We start from the raw sequence: 14,377 nt of genomic DNA, 5'->3' as shown, positions 1-14,377 counted from the left end.
TGGGGCGAGATTGCCCGATATCGTCCGGGCAACCTTCGGAAAGGAGAATATCTGCAGCGAAATATCAAAAAAGGTATAAAGATTGTTGTATTACGTTGATTTTGATCACGGTTCGTGACGCCAGATGACAACGCCAGGCTGAGTCGGGCTGACGTTTAGATGAATTCCTGCGTATGCCTTGAGTATGAAGTGAGCGAGATAGTGCGAGGGCGTCATCTGGTTTCATGATGCAGGCAACAGCATCTTTCGATGATGGAAAAGTGGATGGGCGGTTACGATGTCGTTTTTCGACGCTGGCTAATCTTGCGGTGTCATAAACTAGCGCGTCGGTGGCAACAGCTCAGGGCGAGATGGTCAGAGGCTCAAAGCGATAGTGTTCAGGACGATATTGAGCTCTTGCGCCGTCAGTATCTGGAGAGCGAACAGCGCTTCCGAGCTCTACTGGAGAGCCTGCCCAGAGTGGCGGTCCAGGGCTATGATCGCGAGCGCCGTGTGATCTACTGGAACGAGGCCAGCACCCGGCTCTACGGTTATGGCGCCGCGGAGGCGCAGGGCCAATCGCTGGAAGAGCTGATTATCCCGGAGTCCATGCGTGAATCTGTGATTCAGGCGCATCGGGCTTGGGTGAGAGAAGGGGTCAACATCCCGGCGGAAGAGCTCGAGCTTCAGCACAAGAGTGGGGAGCCGGTTTCGGTCTTCTCTCATCACGTGATGCTTGGCGAACACACCGAGAATCCCCTGATGTTCTGTGTCGACGTGGATCTCTCGGCTCAGAAGCGGGCGTATCGCGAGCTGGATTTTGCCACGCGTTTCGATGCCCTGACGCGTCTGCCCAATCGCCAGACGTTCGAGGTGCAGCTGGACGAGGCCATCGTCGATTGTCGCCGACAGAGTGCCGGGATGATGCTGGTCTATCTGGATATCGACGACTTCGTGGCGATCAATGACGCCCTAAGCTATGAACAGGGTGATCGGCTGTTGGTCGAGTTGGCCCGGCGGCTGCATCGAGTGACGGAAGCGTCAGACATCATGTCGCGGCTCTCCGGCGATGAATTCGTCATCGCCTTCCCGATGTGTCAGCGCAAGGAAATGCTCTTGCAGCTGGTTCACAAGGTTCAAGAGGTTCTTCACTCTCCTTTTCTGTTGGATGGTTCTCGGCATCAGGTGACGGCCTGTCTGGGGATCAGCCTCTATCCGGACAACGGCAAAACGGCCAGCGAGCTGATCCGTAACGCTGACGTGGCCAAGAACCGGGCCAAGCTGGATGGTCGCGGTAGCGTATGGTTCTTCGACCAGCAGCTCCATGACCAACTGCTCTACCAGCACCGCCTTGTCGATCGGCTGGCGAAGGCTCTGGATAGCGGAGAGCTCTCGCTGCATTACCAGCCTCAGGTGTCTGCCGCGAGCGGGCGTATCGAGAATCTCGAGGCATTGCTGCGCTGGCAGCCGGCGGATGGTCCACCGGTCTCACCGGCCGAGTTCATTCCCCTCGCCGAACGCTCCGACTTGATCCATCGTCTTAGTGACTGGGTCATGGAAACTGCCTGTCAGCAGCGTGTGCTGTGGCGGGATGCCGGGCTGGCAATCGGGCGCATCGATATCAACTTCTCCGGTCGACAGATGAGTCGGCCCGATGTCTTCCAGCGCTTCGAGGATTGCCTGGCGCGCCATGGCCTGGGTCCTCGGGACATAGGGCTGGAACTCACCGAGAATGTGCTCATCGAGGCCGACGACCATATCCTGGAGGGGTTACGCCGGCTACATGACCTGGGCTTTCGCATCGCCATCGATGATTTCGGCACCGGCTACTCGTCGCTGAGTTATCTCAAACACTTCCCGGTCACGGCACTCAAGATCGATCGTGCCTTCGTGCGGGATGCCCCGGATCAGCCCAAGGATCGCGCGATCATGGAGGCTGCGATCTTCATCGGCCACCGCCTGGGTCTGGAAGTCGTGGCCGAGGGGGTCGAAAATCGTGAGCAGCTCGCGCTGGTCAGGGAGATGCGCTGCGATTTGGTCCAAGGGTTCTATTTCTTCCGTCCCATGCCCGCTCTGGAAATGGAGCGTGTGCTGGGCAGCCTGGTCACTGGGCATCCCAGCGGTTCGGGCTGAGTCCGCCGCCTGCATGGCGTAGAATGCCAGTCTTGCGTACGACCCCGGTGTGTCTCCTTGTGCGGCCTGTCGGCGGCACGGAGGATGACAGACAATACGGCGATGGGCGAATATGTGCCCCTGTCGACGAGGTGGACGACGAATCGAGGAGACGAGTATGCGAAAGGAGAGGCCGTGAAGCTGCTGCTGGCGGATGCAGGACATTGCTTGAGCCTGGCGCTGGCGCGTGAGGCCAATCGACGTCGCGATACCCAATTGACCATCGTCGAGGAGACACAGGTCTCGGCGGAGGCCTTGGCCGAAGCCCGGCCCGATGCGCTGGTGGTGCCACCGTTATCGGCGCCGTCACGTCTGGCGCCCGCTGAGGTCATGGCCCATGTCGAGGCGGTCGACGCCAATCTCGCGCTGTGTCGGGAATACGATGTGCCGTTGATCTGGTGCGTATCCGATGAACTCTATGAGGATGGGGGCGACGGGCCGCTCGACGAGCATGTCATCCCGGCGCCACGCGATGACAGTCTGAAGCGCTTGATTGCCACCGGCGACCGGGTGCGTGAGTGTCTGCCGAGACATCTCATCGTACGGCTGGGGCCGCTGTTCGCGCTCGGCGGCGCGCATGCTTGGTTACCCGAGTTACTCGACACGCTGCTGGCGGGTGACGAAGTGCGCGCCGCGGAAGACATCATCCTGTGCCCGACTTCGGTCGATGCGGTGGCCATGGCGTTGATCGGCATGATGCAGCAGCAAGGGTGTGGCGCCGACGCTTGGGGCGCCTATCATCTGGCAGGTACCGAGCCGATCAGCCCATATACGTTCGCTTCCGTCGTACGCACCTACCTCACCACGCATCTCGAGCGGCAGGAGCGTGACGCCACATTAGGGACATTGCACGCCTTGCATCATCATCACGACCATCCCTTACGGCGTGTCCTGAATTGTCGCCGCGTATTGGACGTTTTCGGTATCCACCAGAAGCCCTGGCGGCTCGAGCTGAGCCGCATGTTGGATGACTGGTGCCTGCTGCATGACAAGGAGTCGGCGACGTGAAGGTGTTACGCAGTATCGTATTTTATACCGGCTACTTTTTGGCGCTGCTGATCAGCGGCTTGGTGTTGTTACCGACCGCACCGTTCTTGCCGTTGTTTTCGCGTTTTCGGCTGCTGAATCTGTATAACCGCTTCATCGTGAGCTGGTTTGCCGTGTCTTGCGGGGTGCGTTATCACGTCAGTGGGCGCGATAACGTGCCTGAGGGTCCCTGCGTGGTGCTCGCCAATCATCAGAGCGAGTGGGAAACCCTGTTCCTGCAGCTGCTTAAGGTGCCGGTATGCACGGTACTCAAGCGTGAGTTGCTCAATATGCCGGTCTTCGGCTGGGGACTGCGTTTGATCAAACCCATCGCGCTGGATCGCTCGCGTCCGTCGCGGGCCATGCGCATGGTGCTCGAGCAGGGCACGCAGCGCTTGGCCGAGGGGTTGTCGGTGCTGATCTTTCCCGAGGGTACGCGGGTGGCGCCGGGGCAGCGGCGTCGCTACAACAAGAGTGGAGTGGTGATTGCTTGCCGCTCTGGTGTACCGGTGTTGCCCGTGGCCCACAATGCCGGCGAACACTGGCCGGGACGACATTGGGTCAAGAAGCCTGGAGACTTGCATGTGGTGGTCGGCGAGCCGATTGCCACGCAGGGGCGTTCCACCAACGAGGTATTGGCCGAGGTCGAGCATTGGATCGAGGCGCAGCTTCGCGAGATCTCCGCGGTGCCGCGTCCCGAGGCCGAGGGCGAGCCCACCAAGGTACCAGCCTGAGCCTCTGCCGACGGAAGGTGTACCAGCACTCAAAAAGGGGCGCCTCGTGAGAGGCGCCCCTTTTTCGTGTTACCGGGGAATGCACGGCGCTGAGGTCGTGGATCAGTCCCGGTAGCGCTGCAGCACCAGGCAGGCGTTGGTGCCGCCGAACCCGAAGCTATTGGACAGCACGCGCTCGATGGCAACATCGTCGCGACGTTGCTCGACGATATCGAAGCCCTGGGCAGCATCGTCTAGCTCGCTGATGTTAGCCGAGGCGGCGATGAAGGCATGCTCCATCATCAACAGCGAGTAGATGGTCTCCTGCACGCCGGTGGCGCCCAGCGAATGCCCCGTCAGCGACTTAGTGGAGCTCATCGCCGGCGTGGTGTCGCCGAACACCTCGCGAACTGCCTTGAGCTCGGCGATGTCGCCCACCGGGGTGGAGGTGCCATGGGTGTTGATATAGTCGATCGGACCGTCCACGTTCGCCATGGCTTGCCGCATGCAGCGCGCGGCGCCTTCGCCGGAGGGTGCGACCATGTCGTAGCCATCGGAGGTAGCGCCATAGCCGACGATTTCGGCATAGATCTTGGCGCCACGCGCCTTGGCGTGTTCCAACTCTTCGAGCACTAGCATGCCGCCACCGCCAGCGATGATGAAGCCATCGCGCGAGGCGTCATAGGGACGCGAGGCGGTTTCGGGGGCGTCGTTATAGCTAGTCGAGAGTGCGCCCATGGCATCGAACAGGCAGGACAGCGTCCAATGTTCCTCTTCGCCGCCACCGGCAAAGACTACGTCCTGCTTGCCGAGCTGGATCTGCTCGACGGCACTGCCGATGCAGTGGGCCGAGGTCGCGCAGGCCGAGGAGATGGAGTAGTTGACGCCCTTGATCTTGAACGGCGTGGCGAGGCAGGCGGAGACCGTGCTGCCCATGGTCCGCGTGACCCGGTAGGGGCCGACACGACGCAGCCCCTTCTCGCGCAGGACGTCGGCGGCTTCGACCTGGTTGGCGCTGGACGCGCCGCCGGAGCCAGCGATCAGGCCGGTACGCTCGTTGGAGATATCGCTTTCGTCGAGGCCGGCATCACGGATCGCCTGTTCCATCGAGACATAGGCGAATGCCGCGGCATCACCCATGAAGCGACGCAGCTTACGGTCGATTAAGGTATCGAGATCGATATCGATGGCACCGGCCACGTGGCTGCGGAAGCCACGTTCGGCGTATTCATCTTTGTAACGAATACCCGAGCGCCCGCTGCGTAGCGCGTCCAGTACCTGGTGCTGGTCATTGCCGAGGCAAGACACGATGCCTTGGCCGGTGACTACCACTCGTCGCATGGAAGCCTCCTGATCAGAAATTCGCGGTGGAGGTAAACAAGCCAACGCGCAAATCGTTGGCCTGATAGATATCGCGACCGTCGACCGAAACGGTGCCGTCGGCAATCCCCAGTATCAACCGCCGGGTAATAATCCGCTTGAGGTTGATCCGGTAGGTGACCTTCTCGGCGTTCGGCATTATCTGGCCCGAGAACTTGACCTCGCCGCAGCCCAGGGCGCGTCCGCGGCCAGGATGTCCCAGCCAACCGAGGTAGAAGCCCACCAGTTGCCACATTGCATCTAGGCCTAGACAGCCAGGCATGACCGGGTCGCCGGGGAAGTGGCAGTCGAAGAACCACAGGTCGGGGTGGATATCCAGTTCGGCGATGAGTTCGCCCTTGTCGTACTCGCCTCCGCCCTCCTGAATCTGCGTGATGCGGTCGAGCATCAGCATGTTGGGGGCCGGCAGCTGGGCGTTGCCCGGGCCGAAAAGCTCGCCCTGGCTGCATGCCAGCAGTTCTTCGTAGCTGAAAGAATGTTGCTTGGTCACTGAGTCTTTCCGAGAGTCGAAATTGTGGTGCGTCGCAGAGCACGAACACCTTAGTCTACTGGCAGTGCCGAATGAATGCACGCTGGGCTAGCCTACCGGGCGCGCGTTATGGGTGCAATCCGCGGATGGGTGCGGGTTGCGCCGGTCGCAAGAGAAGGGGCATGATGCCTGCACTTCACGAACCTCTATTGATTGAGCCGCTAACTCGCCATGTGGTCCGTCTTTACGCTTAACCGTCCCTTGGTATGGACGGGCATTGCTGCCATGGCCTCCATGAGCCTTTTGCCGACGCTGATGCTGCGACTGGCGGCTCTGGTGGTCGTTGTCATCGGTGGCCTGGATGCCTGGCGGCAGATTCGTCTGGAGGCGACTCGTCGTCAACTGACCGAAGCGGCGCTCACGCTCTCCCCTGATGGCGTGGTGATTTCCAACGCCCACAATCGCGTCGAGGCGGTCAATCCGGCCTTTACGCAAATCACCGGCTACAGCGACGACGAGATACGCGGCCTCGATCCGTCGGTGCTCTCCTCCGGTCGCCACGACAAGGCTTTCTACGAGCATTATTGGCAAACGCTCAATGCTACCGGGCAGTGGGAAGGAGAGGTCTGGAATCAGCGCAAGCATGGCGATCAATTCCCCGAATGGCTGCGTGTGCGGGCGATTACGGATGACAAGGGGAGCGTCACGCATTACGTGGGATTGTTCACCGATATCACGCGTCATAAAGCGCGCGAGCAGGATCTGCAGCGTATCGGCTTCGAAGATCCGTTGACCGGCTTACCCAATCGCCGGCGCCTGCATGATTTGCTGGCCTCGCGCTTGCAACGCCTGCGTGCCGGCGAGGGATTGGATATCGCATTGATCGACATCGATGGCTTCAAGGCCGTCAACGATGCCATGGGTGTCGACAAGGGCGATCGCCTGCTATCGCGCTTCGGACAACGGCTCGCCGCCTTCGTTGCCGGAGGGGTGGTAGGCCGCCTGGGCGGCGATGAGTTCATGGTCATTCGCACCACGACCTATGACGATCACGAACAATGGGTAGAAGGGCTACGCGGGCATCTTAGCGAACCGTTCGAGGTTGGCGACAAACCTCTTCGCCTGGGGCTGACCATCGGCACTTGCCGTGCGCCCGAAGATGGGCGTGATTCCGGAGTGCTGTTCCAGCGTCTCGAGTCGGCACTCTACGCTGCCAAGCGCCACGGACGTAACCACAGTCAACGCTTCCGTCCTTCGCTGGAAGTCGCGGGGGATCCGCAACTCGAGCTGCTAAACGAGCTTCGCCAAGCCTTGGCGCACGGTACGCAACTCGAACTTTTCTACCAGACCCAGCACTATCTCGATGACGGGCGTCTGGCCGGCATGGAAGCCCTGCTGCGCTGGTATCACCCCACGCATGGCATGATTTCGCCGGGAACGTTCATCCCCCTGGCCGAACGTCACGGTTTGATGGCGTCGCTGGGCGACTGGGTGATCGACCATGCTTGCGCGCAGTTGTCGACCTGGCGCCAGCAAGGATTATCGTTCGTGCCTGTGTGGATCAATATCTCTGCGGTGCAGCTAATCCAGGGCGACCTTGAGTCGCGGTTGTCTGCCAGTTTGTCCAAGCACAACGTGCCTGCGGCCATGCTGGGACTGGAACTGACCGAGTCGGTGCTGCTCGATGAGCGCGCTGGGGATATCTCGACGCGTCTCATCGCGCTGCGTGACAAGGGGCATCCGATTGCCATAGACGACTTCGGCACCGGTTATTCATCGATGGCTTATCTCAAGCAATTGCCGGTGGATAAACTCAAGCTCGACCGTGCCTTCGTGCGCGCCCTGCCTGACGATAGCGCCGACGCTGCCATCACCTCGGCTGTGCTCGCCATGGCACGTGGTTTGGGGTTGGATGTGGTCGCCGAGGGGGTGGAAACCGAGGCGCAGCGGGATTACCTGCGTGCAGAGGGCTGTGCCATGGTGCAGGGCTTCCTCTACGCCCGCCCCGAGCGTGTCACCGATGTCGAGAGGCGGCTCAAGGGCGATCTCGAGGTGTCACTTTCCTGAGCGCCAACCATCCGCATAAACCGCTCCACACTACGGCCTGCACCGCCACTGCCCAAGGCGCCAGTTCGACATCTGCCAAGCGTGCGCCACCTAGGTAGGAGCTCGGCCCGCCGAGCGCCCCGCCCAGCATTGCCAGCCACGGGTGCGACCATAGCCAAGCGAGTGAATGGTGAATGGTGGTCGCGAATAGCGGCCAGAGCAGCCACAGCCATAGCGGCAGTACCGGAGTGAGTTCCGATCCATCGGTAAAGCGTAAACCGCCGAGCAATGTCAGCGTGCCGTCCACGCCCGCGCCGAGTAGCGCGAATCCCGCCAGCCAGCGCCACTCTCCCGGTATGCCCAGCCACCGCAGGTGACACGTCACGATTACCGTGACCGTGAGCAAGGCCCAGGGCGTACCACCGAGCACGCAGGCTAGCCAGCCGACTTGAAACGCGAGCGCGTTTAAAACCTTGCCAAGCATGGGGTCAAGGTGCGCCGGTGAGCGGTGCGCGCCGGCTGCCAGGTTTGGCCAGTAGCCACTGCGAGGCGCCGATGGTGCGCTCGCGGAAGCCGCCTTCGCAGTAGCACAGATAATAGCGCCACATGCGGATGAAGCGCTCGTCGTAGCCGAGACTTCGAACGCGCTCGAGGCTGGATTCGAAGCGCTGGCGCCATTCGCAAAGCGTACGCGCATAATGTGCCCCGATCTCGTCGAGGACGAGTACGTTGAGTTGCGTGCGCCGCGCGATACTTTCCAACATCGCCTGGTGGGAAGGCAGGAAACCGCCAGGAAAGATGTAACGCTTGATGAAGTCGACCTCGCGCTTGGCTGCTTCATAGCGCTGGTCGCGAATGGTGATGGCCTGAATAAGCGCCAGGCCGTCATCGTCGAGGAGATGGTCGACGGTGGCCAGATAAGTGTCCAGGTACTGATGCCCCACTGCCTCAATCATTTCCACCGATACCAGGCGGTCGTAACGCCCCTCGAGGTCGCGATAATCGCGCTTGAGTAGGGTGATGCGATCCTCGAGGCCGGCGTCGCGAATGCGCTGCGAGGTATGCGCGTACTGCTCCTCGGAAATGGTCGTGGTGGTGACGCGGCAGCCTCGGGTGCGCGCCGCATAAAGTGCCAGTCCACCCCAGCCGGTGCCGATCTCCAGCAGGTGATGCTCGGGGCCGACATCCAGCTTGTCGAGAATGAGCTCTAGCTTGTATGTCGACGCGTCTTCCAGGCTGGCGTCGGGGCGTGGAAAGATGGCGCTGGAGTAAAGCCAGTGCTCGCGATCGAGGAACGTCTCGAAGAGAGCATTGCCGAGGTCGTAATGTGCAGCTACATGGCGCCGGGCGCGGTTGGTGGTATTGCGTTGCAGGGCTTGGAGAGCGCTGAGGACACCGTGCGCCAGTCTTGCAGGGCCTTTCTCCAGACGCTCGTTGACGTGTTCCAGGTTGCGCGCGAGCAAGCAAATCAGCGCGACCAGGTCGTCGCAGTGCCAGTCACCATCCATATAGGTTTCCCCGGCCGCGACGCTGCCTCCCAGCGCGATGCGCCGCCAGACTCGGTCGTGATGTATCCGCAGGCGTACCGTGAGTGGCCCGCCCTGGCCGAGACGATGCGTGTGTCCGGCTTCCTCGACGATCAGCACGCCGCCCTCAAGGGTCGACAGTTGGCGCAGCAGACGTGGCTTGAGCCAACGTGCTACACGCGCATCGAGCGTGCGGACAGGCGTCTTGGTAGCGGAACGGGTGGTCGTCACGGGCGTGTCTCCTCGCCACGGGGATGAGAAAAGAGTGGCACGCGCTTCAGCCATAAGCGCATTGCCTCGAAATGAATGGCGGCCAGTGTCTTGAGGCTCATCCAGGGCGCGCGTGCCAGTGCGGTGAGCCATGCACGCCGCCCCGCTGGCGCAAAACGCAGACTCAGCGTGGCGTCGAAATGGCGCGTAGCGTTGCGCCACGCCTCCATATGCATCAGCAGGTGCTCGTCCGGTGTGTTGAAGCGCCACCGATACTGCATGTCCATGGGGTTGAACGGTGAGACATGCAGGGCTTTGTCGAAATGGGCGGCGTGGACATGGCGCGTCGGCGTTACCCGGTAGGCATAGACCTGGCGCTCCCGCCACGGCGTATTGGTAACTTCGCCGAGAATGGCGCACAGACGCTCGTCTCGGTCGTAGGCGTAATACAGCGTGATGGGGTTGAAGAGCACCCCGCAGAGGCGCAGCTGGGTCAGCATTCGAACCGGGCCGTCGGGTGCTTCGCCCAGCTCGTGGCGAAGTCGCTGGCGCACCGCCGTCTTGAGTGGCAAGTGCACGGGCCCCAGGTAATCCTCGCGGCGAAAGCGCGCCAGCGCCGCACGTCGTGCACTAAAGCCCGGTAGCGTATCGAAAAGCTCGGGCAACTCGTCCAGGTCGAGCCAGGCCATCCATACGCGGTAGGTGAAGCGGTGCGTGCGCGGCGTGAATCGTCGATGGCGCAGTTCGCCCAAGGTGACTCGGCTATGCAAGGAGGCGCTCATACCTGGACTCCTTCAGGTGTTGCGTTGGCCGGCGAGAGAGACCCTTGCAGAACACCGGATTCATCGCAGCCCAGTGCACGGGCCACGCGCAGCGCGCTCCAGACGCCGTCTTCGTGGAAACCGTGGCGCCAGTACGCGCCGCAGAAATGCGTACGGTGGTGCAGACCGGATATTTCTGCATGACGCTTTTGGGCGGCGGCCCCCGCCAGCGTGAAGCAGGGATGACGATAGACGAAGCGGCGTAGCATGCACTCGGGGGCGATGGCGTCGCTGTCGTTGAGCGTCACGCAGAAGCGCGTCGCGCCTGGTAGATGCTGGAGACGATTCATGTCGTAGGTCACCGAGATGCGGGCGTCTTCCTGGCGTCCGTCGATGCGATAGTTCCAGCTCGCCCAGGCGCGGCGCCGTCGTGGCAGCATTCGGGTATCGGTATGCAAGACAACGTCATTGTCCTGATAAGGCAGGGCATCGAGGATCTCACGCTCTGCGTGGCTGGGGGCAGCCAGCATCGCCAGTGCTTGGTCGCTGTGACAGGCGAGCACCACCTGATCGAAACGCTCCTGGCCCTGGGGCGTGGTCAGGGCCACGCCCGTTGCGTCGCGCTCGATACCCAGCACCGGGCAAGCCAGGCGAATGCGCTGCGCGTAGGCGGCCGTCAGCGGGGCGATGTAACGCCGTGCGCCGCCGGTCAGCGTGTACCACTGGGGCCGATTGCTCACCGACAGTAGCCCATGATGATGAAAGAAACGCACGAAAGGAATCAGTGGGAAGTCCGCCATGTCGCGTTCGCTGGCGGACCAGATAGCGGCGCCCATGGGCAGTAGATAACGGCGCCGAAAAAGCTCGCCGTAGCCGCCCCGTGTTAGGTACTCGCCTAGCGTCATGCCCTCCGGCAAGGTGCCGTGTGATAGGTCGCGTACCGCGCGGCGATTGAAGCGCAGGATATCGCGCAGCATGCCGTGAAAGCCGGGCCGCAGTAGATTGCGACGCTGGGCGAACAGGGTGTCGAGGGTATGGCCGTTATATTCGAAGTCCTCGTGCGTGGCATGTACCGAGAAGCTCATTTCGGTGGTTTGCGCGGCCACGCCTAACTGCGCAAGCAAGCGCTGAAAGTGCGGATAGGTACGGTCGTTGAAGACGATGAAGCCGGTGTCGATGGCATGCCGTTGCCCGTCCAGTTCGACATCGACGGTCGCGGTGTGGCCGCCGAGGTGTGCGTTGGCCTCGAACAGCGTCACCTCGTGGCGTTGCGAGAGGTAATGGGCGCAGGCCATGCCGGCAATGCCGCCACCGACCACCGCGATGCGTGAGGTGGGCACGTTCACGGGCGCCCCTCTTCGGCGGTGTTACGGGTCAAGAGACGCCCGAGCCGATGACGTAGCGCAGGCGGCAGGATGCCCGCCAGCTTGACCAGCAAGGTGAAGCGGCGCGGAAAGTGAATGTCCAGTACGCGTTTTTCCAGGCCGCGCAGGATGGCCTCGACGGCGGTATCGACCTCGACGCGCATGGGCATGGGGAAGTCGTTGCGCTCGGTTAGCGGCGTGCGCACGAAGCCCGGGTGTATGACGCTGACATCGATGCCTTCCGCCGCCAGGTCGAGTCGCAGGGAGGCGAGGAAGTAGCTGATCGCGGCCTTGGAAGCGCCGTAAGCCTCGGCGCGCGGCAACGGAAAATACGCCGAAGCGCTGGAAACGGCGGCCAACTGCGGACGCTGCGTGCCATGGCGAGTGCGGCGCAGTAACGGCAGTGCCGCATCGATGGCATACAGGGTGCCGTGCAGGTTGGTGGCGAGCACGCGCTCGATCAGGTCGACGTCGAAGTGTTGCGCGTCGACGTATTCGCAGGTGCCGGCGTTGAGCAACGCCAGCTCGAGGCCGCCGAAGATAGCCTCTATATGCTCCCCGGCGGCAGTGACCGAGGTGCGATCGGTCAGGTCGGCGGGAACGACCAGGGCATTCTCGAAAGGTGCTGCGAGTGCCTCCAGTGCGTCGCGTCGACGTGCGGTCAGGGCCACGCGGTGCCCGTCTTGCAACAACCGCTTGGCAAGGGCTTCACCGATGCCGGAGGTGGCGCCGGTCAGCCAGATACGTCGGGGTGCCGTTGGGGTCGCCATGGGCTCTCCTCTAGATGCCGAGCGCACGTGGTGCGGGATGCCTAGCGCGAGTGGCTCGCCGGATCCACGCGCCGCTTGAGCCAGCGGATCAGTGCGCCGAACACGGGAAGATGCTCGTAGAGCATTGCGCCGGCATCGAAGTAATCGCGTTGCCGGCAGATCCGCTCGCCGCGAAACGTCAGTCGCGAACATCCGGCGACCTCGATCTCGCGCCCACCGGCCAGCCGGGGGTGCGTGAGATACATAACCCAGTCGACGCAGGCGTCATCGCCCTCACGCTGACAGTGTCCAGTGTCGAAGCGGCACTCGGTCACGTTGTCGAGCATCTCGGCGTAGTAGCGCAGTAACACGTCGCGCCCCTCGAGATGGTGTAATGGGTCCGTGAATGACACATCTTCAGTGTAGAGGTTCTGGAGGTCTCTTGTACATGTTTTGTCCAGCTTTTTGAAGGCATGGCAAAACGCCTCCAAGGTAGGGTCCTGGCGCATGCTGTCCTCCGAAAGGGGTTGTGGCCTGAGCTTGGCGCGCGGTTACGTCGTCAGTGACTTGAAGGCGTCCAACGCGCGTTGGCGTGCTGCCTTGTGGTCGACGATGGGTTCGGCGTAGCCGGTTTGCCGGCGTTGCGTCGCGTCGGGGAAAAAGCGTGACTTGAGAGGCAATTCGGCCAGTTCCGGCAGGTACTCTGCGATGAAGCGACCTTCAGGGTCGAAGCGTTCCGCCTGAGTGGTGGGATTGAAAATGCGGAAATACGGCGCGGCATCGGTGCCAGTGGAAGCGGCCCACTGCCAGCCACCATTGTTGGAGGCGAAGTCGCCGTCGACGAGATGCCGCATGAAGAAGGCTTCGCCGCGACGCCAGTCGATCAACAAGTGCTTGGACAAGAACATCGCCACCACCATGCGCAGGCGATTGTGCATCCATCCACAATGGACGAGCTGGCGCATTGCGGCATCGACCAGCGGGTAGCCTGTACGCCCTTCGCACCAAGCCTGAAACCCCGCATCATCGTCGCGCCAGGCCAAGGCCTTTGTATGCGGCTGAAAGGGGTAGTGGCGATTGATGTCGGGAAAGCTGGCGGCGATATGCAGATAGAACTCGCGCCAGATCAATTCATTGGCCCATGCGGTGAGGCCGGCATCGCCGTCGGCCAGGTGGCCCTCGTTGTTGCTCATCACCGCGTGCAGGCACTGGCGATGCGAGATCATGCCCAGCGCCAGGTAGGGCGACAGTTCGCTGGTGCCGGGGAGTGCGGGGAAATCTCGCTGGCGCTTGTAATGATGGCCGCGAAAACGCAGGAAGCGTTCGAGGCGGTCGCCGGCTTCGTCCTGTCCCGCGGGCCACAGACTCGGGTCGAGTGGCGCGTCGGCCATCGCCTCGAGATCACGAGAAGGCGGCGGGTCGGCGTCGATAGCCAGTTGGGCTTGGGGCTCAGGTTCTTCCACCAAGGCGATGCGGCGTGACGCCAACTGGCGATGCCAAGCCTTGGCGAACGGCGTGAACACGCTATATGGCTCGCCCTTGCCGGTGAGCAGCTCGCCGGGGGCGTAGGCGACGGCATCGGTGTGGCCCCATACTGCCAGCCCGTTCGCCTGGAAGGCAGATTCCACTGCCGCATCGCGGCGGGACTCGTTGAGAGGATATTCGCGATTGAAGTGCAGCGCGCTGGCGCCATGAGTGCGCGCCAGTTCGAGCAGTGCTGCGGGTGCCTCGTCGTAGGTCGCGATGCGTCGTTGCAGCAAGGGGATATTGAGACCGGCCAGGTGCTCACGAAGCGCTGCTGCGCCACGCAGCCAGAAGTCCACCTTGTTGGCGCCGTGGTCGTGATGTTGCCACTGCGGAAAGCTGATCAAGAAAACGGCGATTACCGGTCCGCGTTCGGCGGCGGCATGCAAGGCGCGGTTATCGAAGGTTCGCAGGTCGCTGCGGAACCACATCAATTGCACATCGGACATGGCCCATCC

General features: G+C 62.1%; 13 protein-coding genes. 4 read left to right on the top strand and 9 right to left on the bottom strand.

Annotated elements, in window-relative coordinates; translation table 11 throughout:
- Positions 1-264: 264 nt before the first annotated feature.
- The 3 genes from L1075_RS09925 (at position 265) to L1075_RS09915 (ending at position 3,911) form a co-directional block, all read left to right on the top strand.
- Positions 265-2,112, top strand: a complete 1,848-nt coding sequence (locus L1075_RS09925; protein WP_378111821.1) for a putative bifunctional diguanylate cyclase/phosphodiesterase — start codon at positions 265-267, stop codon at positions 2,110-2,112.
- 174 nt (positions 2,113-2,286) lie between these two features.
- A complete protein-coding gene (locus L1075_RS09920) occupies positions 2,287-3,159 on the top strand; it encodes a sugar nucleotide-binding protein (protein ID WP_040239358.1) in 873 nt (290 codons plus the stop codon).
- Positions 3,156-3,911, top strand: a complete 756-nt coding sequence (locus L1075_RS09915) for a lysophospholipid acyltransferase family protein (protein ID WP_246894743.1) — start codon at positions 3,156-3,158, stop codon at positions 3,909-3,911. Before L1075_RS09920 ends, L1075_RS09915 begins: the two co-directional genes overlap by 4 nt.
- Before the next feature lie 102 nt (positions 3,912-4,013).
- On the opposite strand, the gene fabB is transcribed toward L1075_RS09915, so the two are convergent.
- Positions 4,014-5,231: a beta-ketoacyl-ACP synthase I gene (gene fabB, locus L1075_RS09910; RefSeq protein ID WP_246894744.1), complete on the bottom strand. Its 1,218-nt coding sequence runs from the start codon at positions 5,229-5,231 to the stop codon at positions 4,014-4,016.
- A gap of 13 nt (positions 5,232-5,244) precedes the next feature.
- On the bottom strand, positions 5,245-5,760 hold the full coding sequence (gene fabA / locus L1075_RS09905) for a 3-hydroxyacyl-[acyl-carrier-protein] dehydratase FabA (protein WP_040239351.1): 516 nt from the start codon (positions 5,758-5,760) through the stop codon (positions 5,245-5,247).
- 210 nt (positions 5,761-5,970) lie between these two features.
- On the opposite strand from fabA, the gene L1075_RS09900 reads away from it, so the two are divergent.
- A complete protein-coding gene (locus tag L1075_RS09900; protein ID WP_246894745.1) occupies positions 5,971-7,806 on the top strand; it encodes a putative bifunctional diguanylate cyclase/phosphodiesterase in 1,836 nt (611 codons plus the stop codon).
- Here the strand turns inward: L1075_RS09900 and L1075_RS09895 are convergent.
- From L1075_RS09895 to phrB, 7 genes are read right to left on the bottom strand one after another with little or no spacing between them, the layout of a single operon-like run.
- Positions 7,775-8,269 carry a DUF2878 domain-containing protein gene (locus L1075_RS09895; protein WP_246894746.1) on the bottom strand — a complete coding sequence of 165 codons (495 nt, stop codon included), beginning with the start codon at positions 8,267-8,269 and terminating at the stop codon, positions 7,775-7,777. The two genes, L1075_RS09900 and L1075_RS09895, sit on opposite strands and share 32 nt — an antisense overlap.
- 4 nt (positions 8,270-8,273) lie before the next feature.
- On the bottom strand, positions 8,274-9,542 hold the full coding sequence (locus tag L1075_RS09890; protein WP_246941673.1) for a class I SAM-dependent methyltransferase: 1,269 nt from the start codon (positions 9,540-9,542) through the stop codon (positions 8,274-8,276).
- On the bottom strand, positions 9,539-10,303 hold the full coding sequence (locus L1075_RS09885; protein WP_246941671.1) for a DUF1365 domain-containing protein: 765 nt from the start codon (positions 10,301-10,303) through the stop codon (positions 9,539-9,541). Before L1075_RS09885 ends, L1075_RS09890 begins: the two co-directional genes overlap by 4 nt.
- Positions 10,300-11,628 carry an NAD(P)/FAD-dependent oxidoreductase gene (locus L1075_RS09880; protein ID WP_343311067.1) on the bottom strand — a complete coding sequence of 443 codons (1,329 nt, stop codon included), beginning with the start codon at positions 11,626-11,628 and terminating at the stop codon, positions 10,300-10,302. The genes L1075_RS09885 and L1075_RS09880 overlap by 4 nt, the downstream gene beginning before the upstream one ends.
- Positions 11,625-12,416 (bottom strand): SDR family NAD(P)-dependent oxidoreductase, encoded by a 792-nt coding sequence (locus tag L1075_RS09875; RefSeq protein WP_246941669.1) that lies wholly within the window; start codon positions 12,414-12,416, stop codon positions 11,625-11,627. The genes L1075_RS09880 and L1075_RS09875 overlap by 4 nt, the downstream gene beginning before the upstream one ends.
- 41 nt (positions 12,417-12,457) lie before the next feature.
- Positions 12,458-12,904: a nuclear transport factor 2 family protein gene (locus L1075_RS09870; RefSeq protein WP_246941667.1), complete on the bottom strand. Its 447-nt coding sequence runs from the start codon at positions 12,902-12,904 to the stop codon at positions 12,458-12,460.
- Positions 12,905-12,946: 42 nt separating this feature from the next.
- Entirely contained in the window at positions 12,947-14,368 is a 1,422-nt protein-coding gene (gene phrB / locus L1075_RS09865) for a deoxyribodipyrimidine photo-lyase (RefSeq protein ID WP_246941666.1), read from the bottom strand.
- Positions 14,369-14,377: the final 9 nt, after the last annotated feature.

Origin of the sequence: Chromohalobacter beijerinckii (assembly GCF_023061185.1) — a bacterium.
Lineage (GTDB): Bacteria > Pseudomonadota > Gammaproteobacteria > Pseudomonadales > Halomonadaceae > Chromohalobacter > Chromohalobacter beijerinckii.
Note: the sequence above shows the minus strand (reverse complement) of the source record. Positions and strands in the feature narration are given on the sequence as shown.

Excerpts from the sequence above, each read along its gene's own strand:
- L1075_RS09925 (WP_378111821.1), top strand. The coding sequence starts at position 265 with ATGGGCGGTTACGATGTCGTTTTTCGACGCTGGCTAATCTTGCGGTGT.
- fabB (WP_246894744.1), bottom strand. The coding sequence starts at position 5,231 with ATGCGACGAGTGGTAGTCACCGGCCAAGGCATCGTGTCTTGCCTCGGC.
- L1075_RS09900 (WP_246894745.1), top strand. The coding sequence starts at position 5,971 with ATGTGGTCCGTCTTTACGCTTAACCGTCCCTTGGTATGGACGGGCATT.
- L1075_RS09895 (WP_246894746.1), bottom strand. The coding sequence starts at position 8,269 with ATGCTTGGCAAGGTTTTAAACGCGCTCGCGTTTCAAGTCGGCTGGCTA.
- L1075_RS09885 (WP_246941671.1), bottom strand. The coding sequence starts at position 10,303 with ATGAGCGCCTCCTTGCATAGCCGAGTCACCTTGGGCGAACTGCGCCAT.
- L1075_RS09875 (WP_246941669.1), bottom strand. The coding sequence starts at position 12,416 with ATGGCGACCCCAACGGCACCCCGACGTATCTGGCTGACCGGCGCCACC.
- L1075_RS09870 (WP_246941667.1), bottom strand. The coding sequence starts at position 12,904 with ATGCGCCAGGACCCTACCTTGGAGGCGTTTTGCCATGCCTTCAAAAAG.
- phrB (WP_246941666.1), bottom strand. The coding sequence starts at position 14,368 with ATGTCCGATGTGCAATTGATGTGGTTCCGCAGCGACCTGCGAACCTTC.